The organism is Lichenihabitans sp. PAMC28606, from assembly GCF_020616535.1.
In the GTDB taxonomy this organism is placed as follows: Bacteria; Pseudomonadota; Alphaproteobacteria; order Rhizobiales; family Beijerinckiaceae; genus Lichenihabitans; species Lichenihabitans psoromatis.
Genome location: NZ_CP085136.1, coordinates 1,138,826 through 1,165,729 on the forward strand (window position 1 = coordinate 1,138,826; position 26,904 = coordinate 1,165,729).

Here is a 26,904-nt window from a genome sequence, read left to right on the forward strand (position 1 = left end):
AGTCGAACGCCATGCAGACCTTCTTCGTCGAGATCAAATGCGCCCTCGGCCGGACTTACGCGGTCGCGAATGCCCTCGCCGAGGCGGAGATCGCGTCTGAAATCTATTCGATCGCCGGCAATTACGACATTCTCGCAAAATTCTACGTGTCGAAGGACACCGACATCGGCCATTTCGTCGGCCAAAACGTGCAGTTGATCGATGGCATCGTCGACACCCGCACCATCATCACGTTCAAGGCTTTCTAAGTCCGATCACGCCGACCCCGACGCTCGGGAAGACCGTCGAGGGAAGCCGCAAGGGCGGCGGGACTGCTGCGGCCACGGCCGGAGCGCTGCGCCCGGACAACGGTCGATCTGCCATGCGAGGTCAGCGCCACGAGCAAGGCATTCGCGCAGAAATCGCTCGCGAAACGCTGCTCCGAACGAAGGCGCTGCTCGGATCGAGCCGGGTCTGCCCCCCCGGCGAGCGCCGTAGCGCCCGGCGGGGGTACTCGTCGAGACGTCGCGGAGAGCCGCCTCTTAAGCGGGCTTCCGCAAATCGGGAGGCGTGGCCTCGGCAGAGAGCAGATCGAGCGCCTCATCGAGGCCCATCACGGATTGATCGGGCGAGCCGAGGCGACGCACCGAGACGGTCCGCTCAGCCGCTTCCTTGCGCCCGATGACGAGAAGCACGGGCACCTTGGCGAGCGAGTGTTCGCGCACCTTGTAGGTGATCTTCTCGTTACGGATATCGCCCTCGAACCTCAGGCCACGCTTGCGCGCTTCCGCCAGCACCTCGAACGCGAAATCGTCAGCGTCCTGAGTGATCGTCGCGACCACGCCCTGAACCGGCGACAGCCACAGCGGTAGATGACCGGCGTAATGCTCGATCAGAATACCGATGAACCGCTCCAGCGAGCCGCAGATCGCCCGATGCACCATGACCGGCGGGGTCTTATCGCTGTTCTTGTCGACATAGAAGGCACCGAACCGCTCCGGAAGGTTGAAATCGACCTGCGTCGTTCCGCATTGCCAGTCGCGCCCGATCGCGTCGCGCAACACATATTCGAACTTCGGGCCGTAGAATGCGCCCTCGCCCGGATTGACGCCCGTCGTCACGACGTCGCCATGATCCGTTGCAATCCGCGACATGACATCGGACATGACGGCTTCGGCGTGGTCCCACATCGCATCGCTGCCGACGCGCTGTTCCGGTCGGGTCGACAGCTTCAGCATGATCTTCTCAAAGCCGAAGTCGCCGTAGACCGACAGAATCAGGTCGTTGATCTTGATACATTCGGCGGCGAGCTGCTCCTCGGTGCAGAACACATGCGCGTCATCCTGCGTAAAGGCCCGCACGCGCATCACGCCATGCAGAGCGCCCGATGGTTCGTAGCGATGTACGATCCCGAATTCTGCAAAGCGCAGAGGCAGTTCGCGGTAGGAGCGAAGGCCATGCTTGAAGATCTGAACGTGGCCCGGGCAATTCATTGGCTTGAGAGCGAAGACACGTTCGTCCTTGGTCTCGTCACCGGCCGACTGCACCTTGAACATGTTTTCGCGAAACCAGCCCCAGTGGCCCGAGGTCTCCCACATCGCCTTGTCCATGACCTGCGGAGCGTTCACCTCCTGGTAATCGCCTGCGAGGCGGCGGCGCATATAGGCCACCAGCGTCTGGAACAGCGTCCACCCTTTCGGATGCCAGAAGATGGCGCCGGGGGCCTCCTCTTGGAAATGAAACAGGTCCATCTCGCGCCCGAGGCGCCGATGGTCGCGTTTGGCGGCCTCTTCCAGCTGCTTCAAATAGGCGTCGAGCTCATCCTGCTTGGCGAAGGCCGTGCCATAGATGCGCGACAGCATTGGCTTGGTCGAGTCGCCACGCCAATAGGCGCCAGCCACCTTCATCAGCTTGAAGGCCGAGCCGATCTTGCCGGTCGAGGTCATATGTGGACCGCGGCAGAGGTCGAGCCATTCGCCTTGATTATAGAATTTCAGATCCTGCCCGGCCGGAATGGCATCGACGAGCTCGACCTTGAAGGCCTCGCCCCGCTTTTCGAAAAAGGCGCGCGCCTCGTCGCGGCTCTTCACAGTCTTGGTGAAGGGTGCATCGCGCGCGATGATCTCCCGCATCTTGGCTTCGATGGCCGGAAAATCCTCCGGCGTGAACGGCTCGGCCTTGAAGAAATCGTAGTAGAATCCGTCGTCGATCACGGGGCCGATCGTTACCTGCGTGCCAGGAAACAAAGCCTGCACGGCCTCGGCCAGGACATGGGCGGTATCGTGCCGGATCAGTTCGAGCGCACGCGGATCGTCGCGTGTCAGAAACTCGATGCGAGCATCCTGCTCGATCGGATCGGCAAGATCGACGACGGCACCGTCGAGCGCCATGGCGGCGGTCCGTTTGGCGAGGGAGGGCGAGATGCCTTTGGCGATCTCGACGCCTGTGGTTCCGGCCGGAAACGAGCGTTGCGCCCCGTCGGGGAAAGTCACGGCAATCATAGTGTCTCCTTGTGCTCACTCGCCGATACAGGTCGGCGTAAGCGGATCGTTCGGCCACCCTTCATGGAGGACCGGGAGCGCCCTATAGCAGGTTGCGGAAGCGTGACAAAGCACTCGTCCACCGCGCTGATCTCTTCAAGCCTTGCCGTCGCGCCGAGTGGCATTAGGATGCCGGCCGGTTTGGTGTGGATCGGATCTCGATGAATTTCTTGCGGATCGTGCTGGTCGTCCTTGCGACATTCATCCTCGCGGCGATCGGATGGCGCTTGGCCCATGTCCCGCGACCGACGTCACCGGAGGTGGCATCGATGCCGGCAACGTCACCGGAGTCCACGGTCGCACCGACACCGCCCGCTCCCATCCCGACCGTGCCGGCTCGGCCCGCACCAACCCAGCAATCGGCTGCGACGCCCGACATTTCACCGCCAACATCCTCGCCCGCCCAACCCGCCGAAACCACGGCGGCGACGGCCACGGCACCAGACCCCGCGACAACCGCCGTATCGGACGCGCAGCGTGGGCGGGTCGAAAAAGCCATGCAGGATGCGGCCGAGCTCACGCCGACCTTCGATCGTATCAAGAACGCGTTCCCGGCCGTCGCGCAACGCGCGGTCGATGGCGCAGCCGCGAAGCTGAAAGCCGACACCGACAGGCCATCGCCGGACGACGTCTTTGCCAATGCGGTTCGCGATCTTCGGCAATCGTCCGGCGTTCTCGCCGCGAAGGCCGGCCCGGACTCCCTCGGCGCGATTTTCGACAAGCAATCGGCGATGTTGGCCGAATTGTCTCAAACTGATCCGCATCTCTGTGCCGATTATCTCTATGGCGGAACCAGCCCTGCCTATGCTGATTTTGCAGCCGGTCATCGTGCCTTGGTGGCCCAGGCGGCGGAGGCGACGCTCGGCGCGATCCTAGACGGTCGCAAGCAGCAGATTGATCACGGGACGCCCTCGCCGGACGACTTCAAACTGGTTGAGGATGGCTTGACCGCGAAGGGTCTTTCGGCGGACGAGATTTCAGCGCTGCTCGACGGGAAAAGCCTCGACCCGCCCCTTCCCGACGATCGCCTCTGCGGGAATGCCAGAACCTATCTGTCGGTCCTGCATGATCTGCCGCTCGATCCGCGTCTGCGGGTTTATGGTTTGGCGGCGGAACTTTTGGCCCGATCCTGATCGACGCTGTAGGCCTCGCGGGCGGGGCTCTTGCGCCATGCGCCAAAGCGCCAAGGCGTGAACCACGCTGCCGGTGGGAGTGTGGCCGGCACGGGGTCGAAGCCCGCGTCGCCCCATGGATGGCAGCGGCAGATGCGCGAAAGGCCCATCCAACCACCGGCCCAGAGGCCATGGCGCTGGATCGCCTCGTCGGTAAAATCCGAGCAGGTGGGAAGATATCGGCATTGCCGCCCGGACAGGCCCGAGAGGGTCAGTTGATAGGCGCGGATCGCGCCATGTGCCGTGCCACGCAACAGGCGGCTCGCGGCGTTCATGCCGAGATAACGACCCCGGCTTCGATCTTTTCGACCGCCTGAACGACCGCGTCAAAGGTCAGCAGGGTCGACGCATGCCGCGCTTTATAGTCGCGCACGGGTTCGAGCACGGCGATATCGGCCCACACGCCCGAGGGCGGGGCGCCATTCTCCTTCAGCATGCGGCGAACCGCGTCCCGTAAGGCGCGGAGATCGTCGCCCGTGGACCCGATGACATGGCGCGCCATGATCGACGAAGAGGCCTGACCGAGCGCGCAGGCTTTCACGTCGTGAGCGAAGTCGGACACCACCCCATCGTGCATGGCGACATCGACCGTCACGGTGGAGCCGCAGAGCTTGGAATGGACGGTCGCGGAGGCATCCGGCGACGGGAGACGGCCCAACCGGGGGATGTCGGCCGCGAGTTCCAGGATTCGGCGGTTGTAGATCTCGTTCAGCATGCCTATTCCGATACCGTCGCGGGCCTGTTTCGCGCGCCCGCTCGCTTATATAAGGCAGTGCCCTGCCCGCTCCCAAGGGTCGAGCGCGACGAAACGACCAAACCGCTCGGGCCGGGTCACCGGACTGATGCAATCCGAGCGGACATGACCCGGGATCGACCGGGCAAAAGGGCTGTTCATGAGTTCCGTTACGACGATCAGGTCCGACATTCCGGAGATCAAGCGAGCCGAGGCGACAAGCCTGGCCCATGGTGTGGCTCGCCCTACGCGCGCCGAAGCGGAAGCGGCGGTCGAGACCTTGCTGCGCTGGTCCGGCGACGACCCGACGCGCGAGGGTCTGGTCGATACGCCGCGCCGTGTGGTCCGCGCCTATGAGGAATTGTTCAGCGGCTATCGCGACAATCCCGCCGACGAACTCGCGCGCGTGTTCGAAGAGATCGCGGGCTATGACGATCTCGTCCTGATGCGCGACATCTCGTTCGCATCACACTGCGAGCACCACATTATCCCGTTCCTCGGCAAGGCGCATATCGCTTATTACCCGAACAAGGGCGCGGTCGGCTTGTCGAAGCTCGCCCGCGTGGTCGAGATTTTCGCCCGCCGCCTGCAAACCCAGGAGGCCCTCACGGCGCAGATCGCTGACGCGATCGAGGCGGCACTGAAGCCGCGCGGCCTCGCCATCATGATCGAAGCACAACATCTCTGTATGTCGATGCGCGGCATTAATCTGCACGGCAGCACCACGCTGACCAGCAAATTTACCGGCGTGTTCGCGACCGATCCCACCGAGCAGATCCGTTTTATGACGATGCTCCGCAGCGAGCACCGGGACCTGCGATGACCGTGATGATCGATGCTCCGGGCAATAAGGCATCGCTCGAAGAAGGCAGCAAATTCACGCCTCGTTTCGATGCTGCCGGGCTGATCACTTGCGTCACGACCGAACACGGCACCGGAGCCGTCCTGATGGTCGCGCATATGAACGCCGAAGCGCTTGGCAAGACCTTGGAGACGGGGATTGTTCATTACTGGTCGCGCTCGCGGAACGAACTTTGGCGCAAGGGGGACACCTCCGGCCAGACCCAGACGCTGGTGACGATGCGGACCGATTGCGATCAGGACGCCTTGCTGCTGATCGTCGAGGTCGGCGGCGACGGGCATTGCTGCCATACAGGACGGCATTCCTGCTTTTATCGCGACGTATCGTTCGGCCCATCGGCGGCTGACGTGCGTCTGGCGCCGGTCGATCGCGAGGCTTGAAGCCCTGCCACTGCGCCGTTAACCCTCTTTCAGGATCGTGGTCTCGGAAACGAAATCGGCACCGATCTGAGGCAGACTGGGTCTGAGGCAACGGGATCGAGGACGATGGTGTTTCCCTTCGGCTGGAACGTGACCGTCCGGGCGCAGGAGAATCAGGCGTCCGGCACAGAAGCGGCCCGACCCAAGGTCGGATTGGCGCTCGGCGCCGGAGCGGCACGCGGATGGTCGCAGCTCGGCATTCTGCGCGAATTGCTCGCGAACGGCTTTGCGCCCGATATCGTGGCCGGCACCTCGGTGGGGGCGGTCGTCGGAGGATGCTATTGCGCGGGGCATCTGGATGAACTCGAGAGCTTCGCGTTGTCGCTCAACAAGCGCCGCGTCTTCGGGCTGATGGATTTCACGCTGTCGGGCATGGGGCTGCTCGGTGGCGCACGGCTTCGGGCCAAGCTCGAGCGCGACCTTGGTGATGTGCAGGTTAAGGATCTGCCGATCCATTTTGCCTCCGTCGCAACGGAGGTTCATACCGGGCATGAAATTTGGCTGACCCAAGGCCGTCTCGTCGATGCGATCTGCGCGTCCTACGCCCTGCCCGGCTTGTTCGAGCCTGTTCATCTCGATGGCCGCTGGCTCATCGACGGCGCGCTCGTGAATCCGATTCCGGTCAGTGTCTGCCGCGCGCTCGGAGCCGACATTGTGATCGCCGTGAACCTCGTGGCCGAAACGCTGGTACGCCGCCCCACCCTGCAGGCGCCCGCACCGATGGCCCTTGCACCAAGCCCAGATGCTCCGGCTCTCGCGTCCGACGTCCCGTCCGGCAACAGCTGGCGCCACGGCTGGTGGAGCACAGCAGGCGCGACCGGGACAACCACGCCGCGCGCCACGGTGGGACCCTCTGCACCCGGGATGGCCAGCGTTCTCGTCGACGCCTTCAACATCACGCAGGACCGGATCGCGCGATCCCGCCTTGCCGGAGACCCGCCGGACGTCATCATCAACGTCAAGGTCGGTAAGATCGGGCTATTCGATTTTCATCGCGCCCGCGAGTTGATCGACATTGGTCGCGACGCCACGCAGCGCGCCATGCCGGACCTTCGCGACTATGTCGACCTCTATCCGGTCGCGGTGGCAACGCCGCCCGAGACCTGAGGCCACGAGCGCTTCCCAGTCTGTGGCGCTAAGGCCACGCCCCCTCAGCAAACAGGGTAGCGCCTGCGGCTCGTTCGTGTATAAGCCGCAGGGTGCATGAGCCCTAAGGGTCGTGCATTTTGCTGTTTGCGGCTGGCTGGACGACATCCCGGCCTGACCGTTTTGCCGCAAATCCGAGAGACCGAGCAGATCCTGCTGCGGTTTCGCCTCCCACTCCTGAAAGGACTCTCGATGTCGATTACGGCTGAACGCAAGACCGAACTGGTCAAGGAATATGCAATCAAGACCAATGACACGGGTTCGCCCGAGGTCCAGATCGCGATCCTGACGCAGCGCATCACCAACCTGACCGAACACTTCAAGGCTCACACCAAGGATAATCATTCCCGTCGTGGTCTGCTGAAGATGGTGTCGACGCGCCGGTCGCTGCTCGATTACGTGAGAAAGAACGACGAAGCCCGTTACCGTTCGATCATCGAACGTCTCGGCATCCGTCGCTAAGACTCGTTGGAAAGCGGCTCCGCTCGTCGGCGCCGTGATCCTGCTGACAGGCAACCGCCCGATGGGCGTCTCAAAATAGAAGACGAGCGGCATGGGTCGCTCATCTTTTCGACCAGGACACATGTTGGCCATGGCAGGATCGCCGGGCGCTGGCGGCCGATCGCATTCGGCATCAGCGCCTCGCCGTTCTGCCCGTGGCCGGTTCCACCCCGTGTCCGCCACGAAAGACGGAAGACAATGTTCGACATTTCCCGCGAAGAGATTGAATGGGCCGGGCGCAAGCTCGTCCTCGAAACCGGCAAGATTGCCCGCCAGGCCGACGGTGCCGTTCTCGCCACTTATGGCGAAACCACCCTGCTAGCGACCGTCGTTTCGGCCAAGTCGCCGAAGCCCGGCCAGGACTTCTTCCCCCTGACGGTGAATTATCAGGAAAAGGCCTTTGCGGCCGGCCGCATTCCCGGCGGTTACTTCAAGCGCGAGGGACGCCCCTCCGAGAAGGAGACCTTGGTCTCCCGCCTGATCGATCGCCCGATCCGCCCCCTGTTTCCGGACGGATATCGCAACGACACCCAGGTGGTCGTGACGGTGCTGGCGCATGATCTCGAGAACGATCCCGACATCCTCGCCATGGTGGCGACGTCGGCTGCCCTGACGCTGTCGGGCATCCCCTTCATGGGCCCGATCGGTGGCGCACGCGTCGGCTACATCAACAACGAGCTGAAGCTCAACCCGACCATCGACGAGATGAAGACCTCGAGCCTCGACCTCGTGGTCGCCGGCACGCATGACGCCGTGCTCATGGTCGAGTCGGAAGCCAAGGAACTCTCCGAGGAGCTGATGCTTCGCGCCGTTATGGTGGGCCATAAGGGCTTCCAGCCGGTGCTCGACATGATCATCCGCCTGGCCGAGAAAGCCGCTAAGGAGCCGCGCGATCTTGTGTCGGTCGACAAGTCCGATGTCGAGAAGGCCGTGCTGACGATCGCCGAGAACGATCTCCGCGCCGCCTATGGCATCACGGCCAAGGCCGAACGCTACAAGGCCATCGATGCCGCCAAGGCCAAGGTCATGGCCGAATTGGTGCCCGCGACTGGCGAAGCCGAATTCACCAAGGAAGCCGTCGCGGTCGCGTTCCACGACGTTCAGGCCAAGGTGGTGCGTTGGAACATCCTCGATAAAGGCGTTCGTATCGACGGTCGCGATCTGAAAACGGTTCGTCCGATCGTCTCGCAGGCCGGCATCCTGCCGCGTGCCCACGGCTCGGCGCTGTTCACGCGTGGCGAGACGCAGGCCCTCGTGGTCGCGACGCTCGGAACGGGTGAAGACGAGCAGTTCATCGACAGCCTGGAAGGCACCTATAAGGAGCGCTTCCTGCTCCACTACAACTTCCCTCCCTACTCGGTCGGCGAGACGGGCCGGATGGGTTCGCCCGGTCGTCGCGAAATCGGCCACGGCAAGCTCGCGTGGCGCGCGATCCGTCCGATGCTGCCGACCGCTGCCGAATTCCCCTACACGATCCGCATCGTGTCGGAGATCACGGAGTCCAATGGTTCGTCGTCGATGGCGACGGTCTGCGGATCCTCGCTGGCCTTGATGGACGCGGGTGTTCCGCTAAAGCGCCCGACCGCCGGTATCGCGATGGGCCTCATCCTCGAGGGTGAGCGCTTCGCGGTCCTGTCCGACATTCTCGGCGACGAGGATCACCTCGGCGACATGGACTTCAAGGTGGCCGGAACCTCCGAGGGCATCACCTCGCTGCAGATGGACATCAAGATCACCGGCATCAACGAAGAGATCATGCGGGTGGCGTTGGATCAGGCCAAGGACGGCCGGCTCCACATTCTCGATGAAATGTCGAAGGCTCTGACCGGCGCGCGCGCCGAACTCGGGGAATTCGCACCCCGCATCGAAACCCTCAAGATCCCGACCGACAAGATCCGGGAAGTCATCGGAACGGGCGGCAAGGTGATCCGCGAGATCGTGGAAAAGACCGGCGCGAAGATCAACATCGAGGACGATGGCACCGTGAAGGTGGCTTCCTCCGATGCCAACTCGATCAAGGCCGCCATTGCCTGGATCAAGTCGATCGCCAACGATCCGGAGATCGGCCTCATCTACGAAGGCACCGTCGTCAAGGTGGTGGACTTCGGCGCGTTCGTGAACTTCTTTGGCTCGAAGGACGGTCTCGTCCACATTTCGCAGCTCGCCAAGGGTCGCGTCGCCAAGGCCTCCGATGTCGTCAAGGAAGGCGACAAGGTCAAGGTCAAGCTGCTCGGCTTCGATGATCGCGGCAAGGTTCGTCTGTCCATGCGGATCGTCGATCAGGTCACGGGCGAAGATCTCGAAGGCAAGGAAAAGGCCGAACAGGGCGCCGCCGACTAAGCTATTCCTCCTCCGTCAAGAAAAAGGGCAGACCTCACGGTCTGCCCTTTTTCGTCAGATCACGATGTCAGATCAGTCGTTGCGGTTGTTATCGAACTGGTCACGCGGCATGGGCTTGTCATAGCTCGACCGACCATCTTCTTCGCCCGAGTAAGAATGGCGTTCGTCAGCCCGATCCATGCGACGATCGTCACGGCCCTCGCCTCGATCTGCGTCGTCCTGCTCGCGATCGGCATGGTGGCGGCGCATGTCACGAGGGCCGTCGCGGTCTTCACGATCCCAGCCACCGGCGCGCTTTTCGTCACGCGCGGGGCCACGATCGTCCCATTTGCGATCCATGCCGCGATTATCGCGTTCATCACCCATGTGGTCGTCAGCACGCCAATGTTCGTCGGCGGCGCGAGAGTCGCGCGGGCCACCCTCACGCTCCGCATCCGGCCCACCGCGCCTGTGGTCCATGTCGCCATGCATCATGCGGTCGCCGCGCATGGGTTCACCATTCTGACCGGCATCTTCACCGATCATGCCTCTGACCATCATGCCCACTGGGCTCCGTTCCATGGCGATGTCGTGCAACAACATCGGCAAACGGCGCTTCTGATCGGCCGACAGCGTGGCGTAGAGCGGTGAGGCGGCATCGGCGAGAGCCCCGAGCGCCTTGCCACGAATCAGCAGATCGTCACTGGTGATCTTCAGGCCTTCGATCGCGCCAGCGGCGTCCAACCCCTGGCGATCGGTCTCGTCCTGACGCTGATCGGTCCTATGATCCCGCAAGGTTTCGCGCATCGCGGCGACACCACGGATGGCTTGCTCAAGAGCAGGCCACAATTTCTCCTGATCCGGCGTCAAGGTCAGTCCGGCGTGGAGAGCGGCGACGCGAGCATCGAAAAAGGCAGCGCGATCAGCTTCGGCCGCGCGAGCGCGATCGGCTTGCTCGGCCTTTGCGGACGCCGCCGACATCGAAGCCGGATCCATGGCATCGGTCTCAGCATCCGGAGCGGGCATCGGCTTCGGGAGAGGGGCTGCCGCAGGTGTCGCGGGCGAAGCTGCGGGAGGAACCACCGGCGCGGCGGGCGGCGTTTGGGCCCAGGCCGTTGCGACAGCGGTGCTACCAAGGATGCCGGCGAGGAAGATCGAGGCAGTGCGTGTTGATCTCATAGAACAACCTTTCAGGTCATGGCGTGCTTAAGCCGAACCGGAAAGGCAGCATCATGGTTACATTAAAAGATCGTCATATCGCTTGAACCGCGAGCATTGTGCCTGGGCCGGCGCCAACACGTTCAATCTGACGATTGACTTAAGGGGTCGCGTCCTCACGCATGGCCTCGACCTCGCGCATGTTCTCCGGACGCGGGATCGACACGATGTTAAAACCTGCGTCGACGAAATGAACCTCGCCGGTGACCCCGTTTGCAAGGTCCGACAAGAGATACAACGCGGAACCGCCCACATCCTCGATCGTCACGGCGCGGCGCAGCGGCGCATGACTTTTCTGGTAGTTGTACATGAAACGCGCATCGGCGATGCCGGCGCCGGCCAGCGTTCGAATGGGTCCGGCCGAAATCGCGTTCACCCGAATGCCCTGTTGGCCGAAATCCGCCGCCAGATAACGGACGCTGGCTTCGAGCGCCGCCTTGGCGACACCCATGACATTATAGTTGGGAGCCACGCGGGTCGCGCCACCGAACGTCAAGGTCACCATCGAGCCACCATCGGTCATGAGCGTCGCGGCGCGTTTGGCGATCTCGGTGAACGAGAAAGCCGAAATCACCATGGTTCGCACAAAATTCTCGCGCGTCGTGTCCGCATAGCGGCCCTTGAGCTCCGAGCGGTCCGAATAGGCGATTGCATGAACCAGGAAGTCGATTGACCCAAAGGCATCGCCAACCTGCTTCAGGGCAGCATCGACTGAGCCGATATCCTCGACGTCGCACGGAACGACGAGATCGGCACCGATCGTCGCGGCGAGCGGCTTGACGCGACGGCCAAGCGCCTCGCCCTGATACGTGAAGGCGAGTTCAGCGCCCTGCGCCGCGAGCGCCTTGGCGACGCCCCAGGCAATCGAATGATCATTCGCGACTCCCATAACGAGACCGCGCTTGCCCTGCATCAACCCTGACGGGTGCCGCTGCAGCGATGTGACCATGACGGCTCTCCTCAAAGATCTGGGTGCTGGAAAACCAAGGTCGCGTTCGTGCCGCCAAACCCAAAAGCATTCGACAAAACGGTTCCGAGTTTGACCCCATCGCGACGCTGCCGAACAATGTTCATGTCGGCGAAGGCTGGATCGAGTTCCTCGATATTGGCGCTTTGGCAGATGAAGTCATGCTTCATCATCAGCATTGAATAAATGGCCTCCTGAACGCCCGTCGCACCGAGCGAGTGCCCGGTCAGCGACTTAGTGGCGGCGATCGGCGGACAGGCTTCGCCTGATCCGAAGACCGCGCGAATGGCTTCGATTTCCTTTTCGTCGCCCTTCGGGGTCGATGTCGCATGAGGGTTGATGTAATCGATCGGCGCCTTCACATCGGCCAGCGCCATCCGCATGCAGCGAATTGCGCCCTCGCCCGAGGGTGCCACCATGTCGTAGCCATCGGACGAAAGGCCATAGCCGATGATTTCGGCGTAGATCTTGGCGCCGCGCGCAATGGCCCGCTCGCGATCCTCGAGCACCACGATACCGGCACCACCCGCGATGACGAAACCATCACGATCGCGGTCATAGGCACGGGATGCAACGGCTGGCCTATCGTTGAAGGCAGACGACATGGCGCCCATCCCGTCAAACAGCACCGACAGACTCCAGTCGAGTTCTTCGCAGCCGCCGGCAAACATCAGATCCTGCTTGCCGTAGCGGATCATTTCATAGGCATTGCCGATGCAATGGTTGGAGGTCGCACAGGCCGACGCGATCGAATAGTTGACGCCCTTGATCTTGAACCAGGTCGACAACGTCGCCGACGATGTGGACGACATCGCCTTCGGCACCGCGAATGGCCCAACCTTGCGGGGCCCTTTCGTCTTCGTGATGTCAGCGGCCTCGACGATCGTCTTGGTCGACGGCCCGCCAGAGCCAGTGATGAGCCCCGTCCGCTCATTCGACACATCCTCCGGCGTTAAACCGGCATCGGCGATGGCCTGATCCATCGACACATGAGCCCAGGCGCTACCGAGCGCATGAAATCGCATGGCGCGTCGATCGACGACGGTTGCCGGATCCAGCGTCGGGGCGCCGTGCACCTGACACCGAAAACCAAGTTCGGCATAGGTTTCAGCCCGAACGATCCCGGATTTCGCGGCCAGTAGCGATGCGAGCACCTCGGAAACGTTGTTTCCGATCGATGAAACGATCCCCATTCCCGTGATCACGACTCGACGCATACTCAACTTTCCATCTTAACCGGCGTCGCAGACCGTCAGGCCGCGCTTGGCTCAGCCCGAAACAGCCCAACCCGGAGGTCTTTCGCCTCATAGATGCGCTGGCCATCCGCTTCAAGCCACCCGTCGGCGATCCCAAGCACGAGCTTGCCCTTAAAGACCCGCTTGATGTCGATCCCGTAGATGACACGCTTTACGGTGGGCAGGACCTGATTGCTGAACTTGACTTCGCCAACACCGAGCGCGCGGCCACGGCCCGGCAGGTCGAGCCAGCCGAGATAGAACCCGCAGAGTTGCCAGAGCGCGTCGAGACCGAGACAGCCCGGCATGACGGGATCGTTCTTGAAGTGGCACTGGAAGAACCAAAGATCCGGCCGGATGTCGAAGGCCGCGCGAATCAGCCCCTTGCCGTGCTGCCCGCCCTCTTCCGAAATTTCCTCGATGCGATCGAACATCAACATCGGAGGAAGAGGAAGCTGGGCATTTCCCGCACCGAACAGCTTGCCTTCCGCACAAGCGATCAAGTCTTTATAATCGAAGCTCGAACGCTTCTCGCTCATGTCATCGACCGCCTTTATTGTACCCACGAACCCGAAGCTGGCATGACCCTGGCCTCTCCCGTCGCGCGCGACGCTAGCATAGCGCAGTTCGGGCCGGAAGGTTTCATAGCGGTGCTGGCAACAGGCCGGTCCTGCCATTCACCAACCATCCGGGGCCATCATGAAACTCGTTCTCGTCGTTGCGGCTGCCCTGGTGGATCCGGACGATCGGGTGTTGATCGCCCAACGCCCCGCTGGCAAAGCGCTCGCGGGTCTATGGGAGTTTCCAGGCGGCAAGGTCGAGCCGGGCGAACGCCCCGAGGCTGCGCTGATTCGAGAGTTGGCCGAAGAACTCGGCCTCACGGTGGTGGAGCCCTGCCTCGCGCCGCTAACCTTCGCGAGCTACGCCTATCCGGACTTCCACCTGCTGATGCCGCTTTACGTCTGCCGTCGATGGGACGGGTTTGCGGCCGCGCGTGAGGGGCAGCTCCTCAAGTGGGTGCGGCCGCGCGACCTCCGCGCCTACCCGATGCCACCCGCCGACGAACCGCTGATTCCGCCCTTGATCGATCTCATCGGCTAAGGCGGCTCATGCGTTGCGGACGCCGCCGAGGCGGCACACATGCCGCCATTCCGCCTCCGTGACCGGCTGCACGGACAAACGGGAATTCTTGACAAGCATCATGTCGGCCAGAGCCGGGTCGGTCTTCACGGCTTCAAGCGTCACGGAAGTCGAAAACGCTTCAACCGCCTTCAGATCGACCATGCCGAACTTGTTGGTCGCGTCCGTATGATCGGGATAGTAGGGTTTGATGACCTCGACGATGCCGACGATCTCCTTCCCCTCGTTCGAGTGATAGAAGAACACCCGCTCGCCCACCTGCATGGCCATCAGATTCTGCTTGGCAACGTGGTTGCGAACCCCGTTCCAGAACGTCCCCTTGTCGCCAGCCGCGATCTGATCGTCGAAAGACCATTTCGCGGGTTCGCTCTTCACCAGCCAATGGGCCACGCTACTCTCCTGTTCGCATCGCTCGCGCGTCATTGGATTGAAAGCGCCACGCGACAATCATGCGCCGAGACGGTGTTCAGCCCGAAACGGGCGGCTGAGCAACCCATCGATCGCGTCGTCGACCCGTAATGTTCCGGCCAGAATGGCCGCGACGCTCGAGGAGATCGGCATGTCGATGCGACGCTCCCGCGCGAGTTCGGCCAGGGCCTGTGCGGTCCAAACGCCCTCGATGACCGAGCCCCTCCCGAAATCCGGAAGCGGGCCAAACGCGATCGCATGGCCGAAGGCGAAGTTTCGTGACTGCATCGAGCCACAGGTGAGAACCAGATCACCAAGGCCAGACAGGCCCGCCAAGGTCTCGGCCCGCCCCCCGGCCCGCTGACCGAACCGCGACATTTCCGCAAAGGCGCGCGCGATCAGCGCGGCCCCCGCGCTCGCGCCGAGGCCCCGCGCTTCAGCGATGCCACAGGCGATCGCAAGCACGTTTTTGACTGCTCCGCCAATCTCGACGCCCCGGATATCGTCCGTGTGGTAGAGACGAAACGAGGGCGAACCGATCTGTTGGCCAAGGCGGCCCGCTTCGGCCAAGCTCTCGGCCGCGATCGTGACGGCGGTCGGCAAGCCCAAGGCCACGTCGGCCGCAAAGCTCGGCCCTGAGAGGATCGCAGGAGGGTTAGCGGGCAAGCAGTCGCGGACGACCTCGCTCATGAAGCGGCCGCTCGCGCGCTCGATGCCCTTGGCACAGACCACGACGGGGACGCCGCGTTCCAACAGGTGTCGGAGAACCTCAAGCAGGCCCCGCAAAGATTGGGCCGGCACCGCCGCAAGCACGAGATCGGCGGATCGGACCGCAACCGCGAGATCGTCCGTTGCGACCAAGCTCGACGGCAGCAGCCGGCCAGGCAGATGGCGGCGGTTTTCGCGACGCGCCGCGAGGTCGATCATCTGGTCGCCATCGCGACCCCAAAGCCAAACGGGTCGGTCGCCTTGGGCCGCGACGATCGCCAGAGCCGTACCCCACGCGCCGGCCCCGAGAACGGCGACGCGACCGGGTGCCATCACGCCTTCCCGTTGAGGCTGGGCTCGGCCTGAGTATCGAGCGGCCACCGGGGCCGTGCTGCGACGAGAAGATCGTCGGTCAGCCCGAGGCCCAACCGTTCGATTCCGGCCCAGGCCACCATGGCACCATTATCGGTGCAAAGCTCGGGAGCCGGGATCACCAGCTTAACGCCCGTTTCGCCGGCGAATCGCGTCAGCGCGCGCCGGATCGGACCATTGGAGGCGACACCGCCCGCGGCCACCAGGGCGGTCGGGCGGTCGGCGACCTGTCGAAAGGCCCGCAAGCCTGCACGGGTCCGGTCGATGATGACATCCACCACCGCGGCTTGGAACGAGGCGCAGAGATCGGCGACATCGGTCGGCGTCAACGGTTTGATTCGCTCAGCTTCGAGCCGCACGGCGGTTTTCAGACCGGAGAGTGAGAAATCCGGATTGGGGCGCCCCGTCATCGGGCGCGGCAAGGCGAAGCGGGTGGCATCGCCACGCCAGGCTTCGCGCTCGACGCTCGGGCCGCCCGGATAACCGAGGCCGAGCATCTTGGCGGTCTTGTCAAACGCTTCGCCGATAGCATCGTCGACCGTGGTGCCGAGGCGAACATAGTCGCCGACACCCCGCACGGCCAGCAACTGCGTATGACCGCCCGACATCAGCAGAAGCAGATAGGGAAAGGGCACGTTGTCGGTCAGGCGCGCCGTCAACGCATGGGCCTCGAGATGATTGACGGCCATCAGCGGCTTCCGCGTCACCAGCGCCAGGGCCTTGGCGGTCGTCAACCCAACCAGAACCCCGCCGATGAGACCGGGCCCGGCCGCCGCCGCAATCCCATCGAGATCGGCCAGTTCGAGCCCGGCCTTGGCCAACGCGACGTCGATCAACCCATCGATCGCCTCGACATGGGCGCGCGCCGCAATCTCGGGTACCACGCCCCCGAAAGCCGCATGCTGCGCGATTTGGCTGAGCACCTCGTTCGACAGGATGGTCCCGCCCCCATCTGCGTTCAGCTCGACGATCGCCGCAGCGGTTTCGTCGCAAGTCGTTTCTATTCCGAGGACGCGCATGCTTCCCTTTCGCATCAAGCCTGCACAGCTTATAGTCGGCACCGTTCCGGAACAACATCGGGGGCCATGACGGACCGGGTGGAGCGATGTCGATCCACACGTCATCGCTGCATTCTCGAACGCATCAGCGGGTTCGATATCGGTCGAAGCCGACGCTGCGCTTCATTGCCAGGAAGACTTGATCGTTGAAGCTCGGCACACGAGGAAGCCCCCTGGCCTTGGCTCAAGCGCACGAAGCGCGCAGGCGATTGGCGAGCGCCAACGGTTGGGCCGACGACGCGATCGAGATTGTCGTGATCCGCACGACCGGCGACCTTATTCAGGATCGCGCCTTGTCCGAGGCGGGCGGCAAAGGCCTGTTCACCAAGGAACTCGATCGAGCGCTCATCGACGGCTCGATCGACCTCGCTGTCCACTCGGCCAAGGACTTGCCGACGACCCTGCCGGCCGCCATCGCGATCGCCGGCTATCTGCCTCGGGAGGATGTCCGCGACGTGTTGATCGCGCCTCGGGCTAAAACCATTGCGGGCCTGCCGCGCGGCGCCACGGTGGGGACGGCCTCCCTGCGACGCCAAGCGCAAGTGATGCGGCTGCGGCCCGACGTTGAGGTGAAACTGCTGCGCGGCAATGTCGGCTCGCGCTTGCGGAAGGTCGAAAGCGGCGAATTCGACGCGACCCTGCTGGCGCTCGCAGGCTTGAACCGTCTTGGATTGGCCGAGCATGCAACAGCGATCCTCGACACCGACGATTTTCTCCCCGCGGTCGGCCAGGGCGCCATCGCGGTGACGATCCGCACCCACGACGACCTCGTCAGAAGCCAAGTTTCCGGTGTGATCGATCATGCCACGACGGTCGCGCTCGCCTGCGAGCGCGCATTCCTCACGGTGCTCGACGGATCGTGCCGGACACCGATTGCGGGTTACGCATCTCTGACCGACGAGACCCTGTCGTTTCGCGGGATCGTCCTGTCAAGCGACGGCTCGGAAGCGATCGAGTCGATCGCGTCGGCCGGTCCCGACTATGCCGCCGAGTTGGGGGAGGACGCAGCGCGATCTCTGCTGGGGCGATGTCCGCCACATATTCTGGCCCCGTTCAAACCGGCGGGTTGAGCCGATGCGCGTGTTGCTATGCCGACCACACCGGGACAGCGAGGCGACGACCCGCCTTCTCGCAGCAAACGGACATACGAGCAGGATCGCTCCGGTCATCGAGATCGTGCCTCTCGCGTTCGACGAAACCTCGGTCGGCACCGTGGATGCGCTGGTGCTCACGAGCGCCCATGCGGCCCAGGTGCTCCGATCCGATGTGGTCGCACGCTGGGCCGGTCATCCCGTCTATACGGTCGGACAGGCGACGGGGACCGCGGCCACCCGGGCCGGATTCCACGATGTCAGGATCGGCGGCGGCGACGCCGCGTCGCTGATTTCGCTTCTCCAACTCACCCTGCCCGCCCCGCGCCGCCTCGTCTACCTCGCAGGGCATGTCCGAAAGCCGACGCTGGAAGCGACCTTGAAGCCGGAGCGCTACACCGTTGGCGTCGTCGAGGTGTATGATGCCCGGGAAACCGAGGGCTGGGACGCGCACGTGGTGGCCGATCTCGGTTCGGGCAGCATCAACGGAGTGATGCATTTCTCGCGTCGCAGCGCAGCCCTGGCGCTGGATTATGCGACCCGGGCCGGTGTGGGTGACGCATTTCGGCAGCTCCCTCATTTTTGCATATCGCTGGATGTTGCGGACGTCTTGAGCGAAACGGGGGTCGACACTGTCACGACCGCAGCCTCGCCCAGCGAAGACGCGCTGTTGAGACTGATTCCGGCTGCCTGATCGACCTGGACTCCGCAACACTCCGGCGGAAGCCCTCATGCGAAAACATCATGGCTGCCACAATCTGATTTGTGCATTTGGAACTTGCTGCACCGCAACATTATTGAGATGATAACGACGGGAGAGCGTCAGGGAGCACGACCGATGAGCGAGATCTGGAACACCAAATACGGCAAGCGGAAAGTCCGTCACGAACCTGCGACGCTCGAGGATGCAATCTTCGCGGCGCAAGGCATGACCGACGACCTGGAAGGCCAGATCGAGATCGCGTCGTCGCTCATCGACCTCCCGCGTGAGGCCGTCAAGGCGGCTCTCACCAAGAAGGCGCCGTTGCGCTTGAACTCGTCGCGGATCGCAGCGACCGGAGCCGGTGGCCAGACCCGCGCTGTCATTGTCGAGCGCCGGCCGGTGCGTCGCATGGTGGCTCAACCATCCGCCCTGAATGTGAGAACAGCTTAGTCGAAGCTTTTCGACCAAACTGCGGGAACCTGTCATTTCCCGCAGCGTTCCTCCACGGAGACGTTCTGAATGTTCAGCGCGTCAGAGGGTCGTCCCTCGGTCTTTAACGGCGTCAGCTTCAGCCCGAACGGTTGACGGCGCCGCTTTTCGATCGTCGCGACCATTCGTTTCACGGAGGTGTAGTTATGGACAACGATCGTATGGAAGGCGCAGCGCGCAACATCGGCGGCAAAGTCGAGTCGGCTGCGGGCGATTTGCTCGGCGACAACAAGACCAAGACCGATGGTCTGATGGACCAGGTCGCGGGTCAGGCGCAAAATGCGTTCGGCAGCGTGAAGGATACGGCCCGTCAGGTCGCGAACGACGCCCCGAAATATCTCGACGACGCCATCGATAACGGCCAGCGTTATTACCGTCAGGGAAGCCAGGCGGTTCGTGAACAATTCGGCAATGTCCCGGTCACAGAGATCATGTTGGCTGGTGCTGCTGGTTATCTGTTGGCTTGGTTGATCCACGGCCGCCAGTGACCGAGAGGGCGGATTGTCGTCAAGGCGTCCCCCGCTCCACCCGTTGAACTGACACGCGTCAGCAATCTGAAATTTCGACCGACGGCGCCGGCTGCACTCATGCACCTCCGGCGCCGTTTTTCGTTCTAGCTGGAGGACATCATGAATATCGATCTCACCGGAAAAGTCGCGCTCGTGACGGGGTCGACCGAGGGTATCGGTTTTGCGATCGCCGGGGGGCTCGCAGCCTCGGGCGCAACGGTCGTCCTGAACGGTCGGACACCCGAGAAGGTCGATGCCGCAATCGAAAAGATCAAACGCACGCTGCCGGAAGCGAATCTGCGCGGCATTGCGGCCGATCTTGGCACCGCCGAGGGCTGTCAGGCGACGGTCGCGGCGCTGCCCGACGTCGATATCCTGATCAACAATGTCGGGATTTTCGAGGCCAAGGATTTCTTCGCTACCTCGGACGACGATTGGCTGCGGTTCTACGACGTGAATGTCATGTCAGGCGTTCGCCTAAGCCGCGCCTACCTTAAGGCGATGATGGAGCGCGATTGGGGACGTGTCGTGTTCATCTCCTCCGAGTCGGGCCTGAACATTCCGCCCGACATGTTGAATTATGGCGTGACCAAAACCGCGATGTTGTCTGTCTCCCGCGGCCTCGCCAAACTTGCGAAGGGCACCGGTGTCACGGTCAACGCGGTCCTGCCCGGCCCGACTTTGACCGAAGGCGTGGAAGCCATGCTCGAAGCCCAAGCCTTGCAAGAAGGCAAGACTGTCGATGAGGTCGGCCTCAACTTCGTCAAGGAAAAGCGGCCGAGTTCGATCATTCAGCGCCTCGCCACGCCCGAAGAGGTCGCGAGCCTCGTCGTCTATGTGTGCTCGTTGCAGGCCTCGGCCACGACGGGTGCGGCGCTCCGGGTCGACGGCGGAACGGTCGACACCATAGCCTGAAGGTGGATCGCATGAGGGCCGTCGAGAGACGGCACTCATGCCCGACTGGCCTACTCGGCCGCAGCCGTCATCTCCATCGACTCGGCACGATGCTGCGCCGGGCCGACATCGCGCCACAGGTTATGGGCCGAGTTGATCAGACCCACATGGGTAAAGGCCTGCGGAAAATTACCGACCTGCCGCTTCGCCTCGACATCATATTCTTCCGACAGCAAACCGACGTCGTTACAGAGGCCGACCAGGCGTTTGAACAAGGCATGCGCCTCGTCGGAGCGGCCCATCAGCGTATAATTATCGACGAGCCAGAAACTGCAGGGCAAAAATGCGCCCTCGTGGCCGGTCAAACCATCGACGTTGCTGTCGGTATCGTATCGCAAGACGAACCCGTCTCGAAGCAGGGTCTTTTCGATGGCCTCCACGGTTCGGATCATGCGCTCGTCCGACGCGGGAAGAAACCCGACCAGGGTCAGCAGCAACAGGCTGGCATCAAGATGCTTGCTTCCATAAGACTGCGTGAAATGCCCGAGTTCGGCATTGTAGCCTTTGTCGAGGACCTGTTCACGAATGGCATCGCGCGTCCGACGCCAGCGATCCACATCCGCATGGTCGAGTTCAAACTCCTCCACCGAGCGAATAGCGCGATCGAACGCAACCCATGCCATAACCTTGGAGTGGGTGAACTGCTGCCGTTCGCCGCGAATTTCCCAGATCCCGTCATCCGGCTGCTGCCAGATCGTATCGAGATGATCGACCAGCGCCCGCTCGATCGACCAACCAAACTCGTCATAGCCCATGCCCATGCGGCGCGCCTGATACATGGCGTCGAGCACCTCGCCGAACACGTCGAGTTGCAATTGATCCGACGCCGCATTGCCGACCCGAACCGGCTTTGACCCCTCATACCCCTCGAGCCACGGCAATTCGAATTCGCTGAGGCGACGCTCGCCAGCGATGCCATACATGATCTGCATCTGATCCGGCGTCCCCGCGATAGCGCGGACGAGCCAGTCACGCCACGCGACCGCTTCGTCGACGAAGCCGCTGGACATTAAGGCGTAAAGCGTCAGCGTCGCGTCCCGCAGCCAGCAGTAGCGATAATCCCAATTGCGGCCTCCGCCCAATTGTTCGGGCAAGGAGGTCGTCGGAGCCGCCACGATGCCACCCGTCTCGAAGTGTGTAAGGGCCTTGAGCGTGATGGCAGACCGCAGGACGAGATCGGCCCATTCGGCATCGACCGCGAAGGAATGCTTGCCCGACCACTCCGCCCAGGCCGTGGAGGCCTCCTCGATCACCGACTTGACATCGACGCTGGCTGGAATTGGCAAATAGGATGGCGCCCATTCGAGCGAGAACGGAAGTTCCTCGCCGGCCCTCACCGTGAACGCCGCAACGGTGTGCATATCCTTTCCCGTGAACGGGATCGGGGACGTAAAAGTCAACCGGTCCGGCCCCGCCACCATGGTGAGGCGGTCATCGCCGAGACGACGCGCCCACGGCACGACAAGGCCGTAACCGAACCGAATAACGAGGTCGATCCGCATCTCGACCGAACCCGATTCACAGCGAACGAGGCGCACGACATCTGCATGGTCGCGACGCCGCCCCATGCAATCTGTCAGGACCACGACGCCGGTCGCGGTCTCGAAACGGGTTTCGAGCACCAGAGTCCCTTGTCGGTACTGACGGGTAGCCTTGGCCGTCTGATCCGTCGGACCAATCAGCCACCGTCCGTTCTCTTGATTGCCGAGCAACGAGGCGAAGAACGCGTCGGAATCGAAGCGTGGCAGCGACATCCAATCGATCGACCCATCTCGACCGACAAGCGCGGCGCTCGCGCAATTTCCAATCAACGCGTAATCTTCAATCAAGCTCGGCATGAATATGTCCTTTCGATCAACGATCCTAACGCGGCCGTATGTCCGTTGTTCGTCGACAAGCTCCGGCGTTTACACCGTAGGCCACCCCCCGATAATCGTCACGGCCTGTGCGCCGGCCGCGACGGCTCGATCGAGCGCGAGCGTGATGGACTGGGACGCGAGGCGCGCCGCAAGAAACGCGGCAAAGAACACATCGCCGGCGCCGGTCGTATCCAGCACGTCCACCGTTGGAGCATCGACCGTCCAGCGCGAGCCATCGCGCGACTTGGCCTGACACCCGCGCGCCCCGCGTTTGATGAGCGCGAGATCGACATGGCCGATTAGTCCGTCAAGTTGGCTGTTTGGATCGTCGAACCCGGTTAACGCGCCAGCCTCATCGGCATTGGCGACACAGATGGCGGCACCCTCGGTCCAGGCCAGGACCTGGGCGGCCCCGATTTCCCGGATCAGGCTGACCGACCCCGGATCGAACGAGAACGGAATGGCGGCCTCTCGCACCCGGTTGAGCAACCACAAAGCTGTCTCGCGCGTGGCCTCGCCGACGAAGCTGTAGCCCGAGAGATGAAAGTGACCGATGCCGTCCAACACATCATCCGGCAAGTGGTGCAGCGACAAACCGTCATTGGCCCCACGGTCGGTGAGGAACGAGCGCTCGCCGTCAGCATCGACAAGCGCCACGAGCGTCCCGGTCGGCCACGCGGGATGCGGCACGAGCGCGGGCTCTATGCCATGCAGACGCATCCGTTTGACTTCGGGCTCGAAATCGTTCGCCGCCACGCAGCCGACAAAACGAACCTCCGCGCCAAACCGGGCGAGCCATGCCGCCTGATTGGCGCCCGAACCGCCCGACACCGTCTGGATGATGGCCCTCTGATCGGTGCCGCGCAGGACAGGGCCGGCGGGACGGACGATGATGTCGCGCATGACATCGCCCATCACCAGCACCCGCGTCATCGGATCAGGCCGTCGCGCGGTGCGATGTTGTCGCCTCGAGGTCGGCCAGCGCCACCGCGATACCGGCTCCAAGCGCGGCATTGTTGCGAACAAGCGCGATATTGGCGGTCAGGCTGCGCCCCTCGGTCAATTCATACATGCGCTGCAGCAGGAAAGGCGTGAGATCTTTCCGCGACACGCCCGCCGCATCGGCGTCACGGATCGCTCGAGCGATCCGTTCCTCGATGAGGGTCGCGTCGAGCGCATCCGTCTCGGGGATTGGATTGGCGACCAGGAGACCGTTCCGCATCCCGAGGCGCTCACCGATTGCGATGATGCGCGCGATATCGGTCGCGCTCTCGACGCGATGATCGACCGGGTACCCGCTGACCCGCGCGTAAAACGCCGGAAAATCATTCGTCTGGTAGCCGATCACCGGCACGCCATGGGTTTCTAGAACTTCCAGCGTCTTCGGAATGTCGAGGATCGACTTGGCTCCGGCGCAGACCACCGCGACCGGGGTCTTGGCGAGTTCGGACAAGTCGGCTGAGATATCGAAGGTTTGTTCGGCGCCGCGGTGAACGCCCCCGACACCGCCCGTTGCGAAGATCCTGATCCCGGCGAGATGCGCGCCGATCATGGTGGTGGCCACCGTCGTTCCGGCCGTGCCGCCACGGGCCAGAACCGAGGCAATGTCCCGCCGCGACGCCTTGACGACGCCCGAGGATCGGTTGGCGAGCCGATCGAGATCGACGGCCTCGATGCCGACCCGGAACACGCCATCCATGATCGCGATCGTGGCTGGAACAGCCCCGCCCTGACGCACGACCGCTTCGACCGCCTGAGCGGTTTCGAGGTTCTCTGGATACGGCATCCCATGCGTGATGATGGTGGATTCGAGCGCCACCACGGCGCGACCGGCCGCCAGGGCCTCGCGGACCTCCGCCCCGACCTCGACGAGCCCGGCGAAATTGTCCAAAGCGACGCTCATGGCAGCACCGCCAACCGCTCGACCAGAAGATCGTAGAAGCCGTCGACATTGGCGGTCCGCATATATTGGACGTTGGCGGCCCGATCGGTCACGGACCAATAGTCCACGATCGTCATGCCCCGGGAGAGTTCGCTTGCGAGTTCGACGGTCACGTTGATGGTTCGTCCTGTGTAGAGGCTGGGGTCGATCAGATAGGCGATAACGTTCGGATCATGCAGCGGCGCCGCCGACCATCCATAGCGTGCAAGGTCGAAGCGTTCCGAGAACCGCAGCATTTCGGCGGCCGCGATGCCGCAACGGTTGCCGATAGCCGCAAGGCGGCCCAGCCGCTCTTCCGTGCTCAGCACTGTATGAGTGACATCGAGCGGCAACATGGTGATCGAGCATCCGCAGCGCAGCACGATATCGGCCGCCTCGGGGTCGACATAAACATTGAATTCAGCCGAGGGCGTTATGTTGCCGCCCTCAAAATGCGCGCCGCCCATGAGGACAATCTCGCGGATGCCCCGCGTGATGTCGGGCGCCTTCACCAGCGCCAAAGCAAGGTCGGTCATCGGGCCGAGACAGCAGAGCGTGATCTCGGCGTCGGCCGCAGCCCGCAACGTATCGATGATGAAGTCGACACCATGCTGCTGCTGCAGCGGCATGGTCGGATCGTCGAACGAGGGCCCATCCAACCCCGTCTCGCCGTGAATGTGTTCCGCCGTCACCAGCGGGCGCAGCATCGGGCGCGGACAGCCGGCAAAGACGGGGATGTCGGTTCGGCCCGCGACTTCGAGCAGCTTACGCGCATTCGATTCGGTTCGGGCCAACGGGACGTTGCCGGCCACCGCGACGAGCCCCAGCACCTCGATTTCAGCCGGCGAGCCGAGCGCCAGCAGGATCGCGACGCCGTCGTCCTGACCCGGATCCGTATCGATGATGATCTTGCGTCGCATACTGCCCTCGGATCCACACCCGCCTCGGGTTCACTGATCGAGACACGCCATCCTGTCAAACAGCATCCCTAGATTTACATTAGAGGAATTAAAAACTGTTGCGCTCGGATCTTTGTTAGCTTAGAAAGATTGTAAGGTAGGAACTGGCAAGCGATGCCGGCCTTGAGTGAAGGACAATCCCCATGATCACCAATGCTTCGTGCAATAAGTGCGCTTTCTTCGACGATCATGCCGTCAGCGGCGCGCAGGCTCCGAAAAACGATGGGCTTTGCCGTTTCAATCCCCCGATTTCGCAGCCCGGCCCGGAAGAGCATGGTCTTTGGCCGGTCGTGTCGACCAACGATTGGTGCGGCCATTTCAACTCGGCTTCGGCTCAGTCGCAGGTTGCTGCTGAATAATCATCGGATCGATATGATCGAAACGCCGGGCCCTGCCCGGCGTTTTTCGTTTGAGACTTGCTGCCCGGAAGCGCGAGCGGGGCAACCGGTTCACGGCTTCCCTGGTTTGGGCTAAGGACGATCGGCCAGGAGAGACACGTGATGCCCATGATCAACGACCAGAGCGTGCCGCCCCCCGAGCAGACTAACCGGATGCAGCGGAACGCGCGGCTCGTCCTCATTCTGGCATTGGTCGCCCTCGGCGCATGGACTCTGCACGGCTTCATCGCGGCCCTGGTCTGGGCCGCCATTATCGCGATCGCGATCGGGCCGCTCTATGCAAAGGCAACGCTGCGCTGGCCGCCAGGCAAGCACAACATTGGTTTGCCGTTGCTGTTCACGACTCTCGTAGCCGTGATCTTCCTGCTGCCCTTCATCGTTCTCGGCATCCAGGCGGCGCGCGAAGCCCAAGCATTGATGCATTTCGGTACGGAGGCCATGCGATCGGGCATTCCCGAGCCGGCGTGGGTGGGGTCGCTGCCGTTCGGGGCAGCCGAGGTCAGCGACTGGTGGAAGACGAACCTTGCCAATCCCTCCGACGTGTCGGGCCTCGTGCATCACGCGACCCATAGCGCGGGGATGCTCAACAATCGCGAGTTGTGGACGGCATTCACCCATCGCATCGTGACGTTTTTCTTCACCATCGTGACGCTGTTCTTCTTGCTCCGCGATGGCAAAAGCTTGTCGAACGACATGCTGCTGGCGAGCCATAAGCTGTTCGGCCCGCATGGTGAGCGCATCGCGCGCCAGATGGTCTCATCGGTGCACGGCACGGTCGATGGTCTGGTGCTGGTCGGGCTTGGCGAAGGCGTGTTGCTCGGCATCGCTTATGCGCTGGCAGGCGTGCCGCATCCGACGCTGCTTGGCGCCTTCTCGGCTGTCGCGGCCATGATCCCCTTTGTGGTCGTGGTTTTGCTTCTGGTGCTCGGCGCGATCCTTGTGGCCCAAGGCGCGCTGTGGACCGCCATCGCCCTCGTGGCGTTCGGGCTGGTCATGAATTCGATCGCCGACCATTTCGTGCGTCCCGGCCTGATCGGAGGCGCCACGAAACTGCCGTTCCTGTGGGTGCTGCTCGGCATTCTCGGTGGGGTCGAGACATGGGGGTTGATCGGCCTCTTTGTCGGGCCGGCCGTCATGTCGGCCCTGATCCTGCTGTGGCGCGAGTTCGTCCGCCCTGCCCCGCTGCTCGACGACAAGCCGGCCCGCAAGACGCTGTCGCCGGTCCCGATCGCGGGCCAATAACC

29 protein-coding genes are annotated in these 26,904 nt (G+C 63.0%); 15 read left to right on the forward strand and 14 right to left on the reverse strand.

The features are described from left to right. Positions 1-11: 11 nt before the first annotated feature. A complete protein-coding gene (locus LGH83_RS05500; RefSeq protein ID WP_131194796.1) occupies positions 12-248 on the forward strand; it encodes an Lrp/AsnC ligand binding domain-containing protein in 237 nt (78 codons plus the stop codon). Positions 249-521: 273 nt separating this feature from the next. Here the strand turns inward: LGH83_RS05500 and thrS are convergent, their stop codons facing one another. Continuing rightward, positions 522-2,480: a threonine--tRNA ligase gene (gene thrS / locus LGH83_RS05505; protein WP_227400934.1), complete on the reverse strand. Its 1,959-nt coding sequence runs from the start codon at positions 2,478-2,480 to the stop codon at positions 522-524. A gap of 200 nt (positions 2,481-2,680) precedes the next feature. On the opposite strand from thrS, the gene LGH83_RS05510 reads away from it, so the two are divergent. Then, complete coding sequence (locus LGH83_RS05510) at positions 2,681-3,652, forward strand: hypothetical protein (RefSeq protein ID WP_227400935.1); 972 nt, start codon at positions 2,681-2,683, stop codon at positions 3,650-3,652. On the opposite strand, the gene yidD is transcribed toward LGH83_RS05510, so the two are convergent. Both yidD and LGH83_RS05520 read right to left on the reverse strand, forming a co-directional pair. Beyond that, a complete protein-coding gene (gene yidD / locus LGH83_RS05515) occupies positions 3,616-3,966 on the reverse strand; it encodes a membrane protein insertion efficiency factor YidD (RefSeq protein WP_227400936.1) in 351 nt (116 codons plus the stop codon). The two genes, LGH83_RS05510 and yidD, sit on opposite strands and share 37 nt — an antisense overlap. Further along, positions 3,963-4,406: an iron-sulfur cluster assembly scaffold protein gene (locus LGH83_RS05520; RefSeq protein ID WP_227400937.1), complete on the reverse strand. Its 444-nt coding sequence runs from the start codon at positions 4,404-4,406 to the stop codon at positions 3,963-3,965. Before LGH83_RS05520 ends, yidD begins: the two co-directional genes overlap by 4 nt. 178 nt (positions 4,407-4,584) lie before the next feature. Between LGH83_RS05520 and folE the strand changes: the two genes are divergently transcribed. The 5 genes from folE (at position 4,585) to pnp (ending at position 9,692) form a co-directional block, all read left to right on the forward strand. Continuing rightward, positions 4,585-5,247, forward strand: coding sequence for a GTP cyclohydrolase I FolE (gene folE, locus LGH83_RS05525; protein WP_131118155.1), 663 nt, complete (start codon positions 4,585-4,587; stop codon positions 5,245-5,247). Then, complete coding sequence (hisI, locus tag LGH83_RS05530; protein WP_227400938.1) at positions 5,244-5,666, forward strand: phosphoribosyl-AMP cyclohydrolase; 423 nt, start codon at positions 5,244-5,246, stop codon at positions 5,664-5,666. The genes folE and hisI overlap by 4 nt, the downstream gene beginning before the upstream one ends. Before the next feature lie 105 nt (positions 5,667-5,771). Next, positions 5,772-6,812, forward strand: coding sequence for a patatin-like phospholipase family protein (locus tag LGH83_RS05535; protein WP_227400939.1), 1,041 nt, complete (start codon positions 5,772-5,774; stop codon positions 6,810-6,812). A 231-nt stretch (positions 6,813-7,043) separates the two neighbouring features. Beyond that, the gene (rpsO, locus tag LGH83_RS05540) at positions 7,044-7,313 is read left to right on the forward strand and encodes a 30S ribosomal protein S15 (protein ID WP_131118165.1); all 270 of its coding nucleotides are present in this window, start codon (positions 7,044-7,046) and stop codon (positions 7,311-7,313) included. Positions 7,314-7,550: 237 nt separating this feature from the next. Continuing rightward, positions 7,551-9,692, forward strand: a complete 2,142-nt coding sequence (gene pnp, locus LGH83_RS05545) for a polyribonucleotide nucleotidyltransferase (protein WP_227400940.1) — start codon at positions 7,551-7,553, stop codon at positions 9,690-9,692. A gap of 72 nt (positions 9,693-9,764) precedes the next feature. Here pnp and LGH83_RS05550 read toward each other — a convergent pair whose 3' ends face one another. The 4 genes from LGH83_RS05550 to fabA form a co-directional block, all read right to left on the reverse strand. Next, complete coding sequence (locus LGH83_RS05550; protein WP_227400941.1) at positions 9,765-10,850, reverse strand: Spy/CpxP family protein refolding chaperone; 1,086 nt, start codon at positions 10,848-10,850, stop codon at positions 9,765-9,767. A gap of 139 nt (positions 10,851-10,989) precedes the next feature. Continuing rightward, entirely contained in the window at positions 10,990-11,838 is an 849-nt protein-coding gene (gene fabI / locus LGH83_RS05555) for an enoyl-ACP reductase FabI (RefSeq protein ID WP_227400942.1), read from the reverse strand. A gap of 11 nt (positions 11,839-11,849) precedes the next feature. Further along, positions 11,850-13,073 (reverse strand): beta-ketoacyl-ACP synthase I, encoded by a 1,224-nt coding sequence (gene fabB / locus LGH83_RS05560; protein ID WP_227401738.1) that lies wholly within the window; start codon positions 13,071-13,073, stop codon positions 11,850-11,852. A 35-nt stretch (positions 13,074-13,108) separates the two neighbouring features. Continuing rightward, the gene (gene fabA, locus LGH83_RS05565) at positions 13,109-13,630 is read right to left on the reverse strand and encodes a bifunctional 3-hydroxydecanoyl-ACP dehydratase/trans-2-decenoyl-ACP isomerase (protein WP_131118173.1); all 522 of its coding nucleotides are present in this window, start codon (positions 13,628-13,630) and stop codon (positions 13,109-13,111) included. A gap of 160 nt (positions 13,631-13,790) precedes the next feature. Between fabA and LGH83_RS05570 the strand changes: the two genes are divergently transcribed. Further along, positions 13,791-14,192, forward strand: coding sequence for a (deoxy)nucleoside triphosphate pyrophosphohydrolase (locus tag LGH83_RS05570; RefSeq protein WP_227400943.1), 402 nt, complete (start codon positions 13,791-13,793; stop codon positions 14,190-14,192). Positions 14,193-14,198: 6 nt separating this feature from the next. On the opposite strand, the gene LGH83_RS05575 is transcribed toward LGH83_RS05570, so the two are convergent. The 3 genes from LGH83_RS05575 to tsaD are packed head-to-tail and all read right to left on the reverse strand — an operon-like array spanning position 14,199 to position 16,738. Further along, positions 14,199-14,621, reverse strand: coding sequence for an EVE domain-containing protein (locus LGH83_RS05575; protein WP_227400944.1), 423 nt, complete (start codon positions 14,619-14,621; stop codon positions 14,199-14,201). Between the two features lie 57 nt (positions 14,622-14,678). Then, complete coding sequence (locus tag LGH83_RS05580; protein WP_227400945.1) at positions 14,679-15,680, reverse strand: NAD(P)H-dependent glycerol-3-phosphate dehydrogenase; 1,002 nt, start codon at positions 15,678-15,680, stop codon at positions 14,679-14,681. Further along, positions 15,680-16,738, reverse strand: coding sequence for a tRNA (adenosine(37)-N6)-threonylcarbamoyltransferase complex transferase subunit TsaD (tsaD, locus tag LGH83_RS05585; RefSeq protein WP_227400946.1), 1,059 nt, complete (start codon positions 16,736-16,738; stop codon positions 15,680-15,682). Before tsaD ends, LGH83_RS05580 begins: the two co-directional genes overlap by 1 nt. A gap of 185 nt (positions 16,739-16,923) precedes the next feature. Between tsaD and hemC the strand changes: the two genes are divergently transcribed. The 5 genes from hemC to LGH83_RS05610 all read left to right on the forward strand — a co-directional run bounded on the left by hemC (position 16,924) and on the right by LGH83_RS05610 (position 20,484). Next, positions 16,924-17,847 carry a hydroxymethylbilane synthase gene (hemC, locus tag LGH83_RS05590; protein WP_227400947.1) on the forward strand — a complete coding sequence of 308 codons (924 nt, stop codon included), beginning with the start codon at positions 16,924-16,926 and terminating at the stop codon, positions 17,845-17,847. Positions 17,848-17,953: 106 nt separating this feature from the next. After that, positions 17,954-18,562, forward strand: coding sequence for a uroporphyrinogen-III synthase (locus tag LGH83_RS05595; RefSeq protein WP_264479144.1), 609 nt, complete (start codon positions 17,954-17,956; stop codon positions 18,560-18,562). Positions 18,563-18,706: 144 nt separating this feature from the next. Further along, positions 18,707-19,021, forward strand: coding sequence for a hypothetical protein (locus LGH83_RS05600; RefSeq protein ID WP_227400949.1), 315 nt, complete (start codon positions 18,707-18,709; stop codon positions 19,019-19,021). Positions 19,022-19,206: 185 nt separating this feature from the next. Next, the gene (locus LGH83_RS05605; protein WP_227400950.1) at positions 19,207-19,548 is read left to right on the forward strand and encodes a CsbD family protein; all 342 of its coding nucleotides are present in this window, start codon (positions 19,207-19,209) and stop codon (positions 19,546-19,548) included. A 141-nt stretch (positions 19,549-19,689) separates the two neighbouring features. Continuing rightward, entirely contained in the window at positions 19,690-20,484 is a 795-nt protein-coding gene (locus LGH83_RS05610) for an SDR family NAD(P)-dependent oxidoreductase (protein WP_227400951.1), read from the forward strand. 50 nt (positions 20,485-20,534) lie between these two features. Here LGH83_RS05610 and LGH83_RS05615 read toward each other — a convergent pair whose 3' ends face one another. From LGH83_RS05615 to LGH83_RS05630, 4 genes are all read right to left on the reverse strand, one after another. Beyond that, on the reverse strand, positions 20,535-22,361 hold the full coding sequence (locus LGH83_RS05615) for a glycoside hydrolase family 15 protein (protein ID WP_227400952.1): 1,827 nt from the start codon (positions 22,359-22,361) through the stop codon (positions 20,535-20,537). Between the two features lie 69 nt (positions 22,362-22,430). Beyond that, a complete protein-coding gene (locus LGH83_RS05620) occupies positions 22,431-23,315 on the reverse strand; it encodes a carbohydrate kinase family protein (protein WP_227400953.1) in 885 nt (294 codons plus the stop codon). A 4-nt stretch (positions 23,316-23,319) separates the two neighbouring features. After that, complete coding sequence (locus LGH83_RS05625) at positions 23,320-24,285, reverse strand: pseudouridine-5'-phosphate glycosidase (protein ID WP_227400954.1); 966 nt, start codon at positions 24,283-24,285, stop codon at positions 23,320-23,322. After that, the gene (locus LGH83_RS05630; protein WP_227400955.1) at positions 24,282-25,223 is read right to left on the reverse strand and encodes a nucleoside hydrolase; all 942 of its coding nucleotides are present in this window, start codon (positions 25,221-25,223) and stop codon (positions 24,282-24,284) included. Before LGH83_RS05630 ends, LGH83_RS05625 begins: the two co-directional genes overlap by 4 nt. Positions 25,224-25,405: 182 nt before the next feature. Here LGH83_RS05630 and LGH83_RS05635 point away from each other — a divergent pair, with 182 nt between their 5' ends. Together LGH83_RS05635 and LGH83_RS05640 are read left to right on the forward strand one after the other, a co-directional pair. Further along, positions 25,406-25,621, forward strand: coding sequence for a hypothetical protein (locus tag LGH83_RS05635; protein WP_170314091.1), 216 nt, complete (start codon positions 25,406-25,408; stop codon positions 25,619-25,621). Positions 25,622-25,762: 141 nt separating this feature from the next. Then, complete coding sequence (locus LGH83_RS05640; protein ID WP_413771108.1) at positions 25,763-26,902, forward strand: AI-2E family transporter; 1,140 nt, start codon at positions 25,763-25,765, stop codon at positions 26,900-26,902. Positions 26,903-26,904: the final 2 nt, after the last annotated feature.